At 61.5% G+C, this 244-nt stretch carries 1 pseudogene; it reads left to right on the top strand.

Annotated features, from left to right (window positions below):
• Window positions 1–42 precede the first annotated feature (42 nt).
• Window positions 43–244: pseudogene (locus tag QQL85_RS26520) on the top strand (hypothetical protein); the annotation flags it as partial.

The following is a 244-nucleotide window of genomic DNA, read 5'->3' as shown; positions in this document are numbered from 1 at the left end:
CCCCCCCCCAACCCCCAAGTTTTGAATTATACGGGGAACACCTTGATCTACACACAAGTCAACACTCTTTCCCTACACCACGCCCTTCCGATCTCCACCCGCTTGCAGGCCGACCACCTGACTGTGGTAGGCGAGCGCCAGCGCCCCGAAAGATACGACGGCCCCACGTCTGAACTCAAGTCACACGCGCAAATCTCGATATTCGGCCGGGACTGCGACCAGGTCGGGCGCCGGCTGGTGGGGG

Origin of the sequence: Pseudomonas putida, from assembly GCF_030159595.1 — a bacterium.
Classification (GTDB): Bacteria; Pseudomonadota; Gammaproteobacteria; order Pseudomonadales; family Pseudomonadaceae; genus Aquipseudomonas; species Aquipseudomonas putida_AC.
Note: the sequence above shows the minus strand (reverse complement) of the source record. Positions and strands in the feature narration are given on the sequence as shown.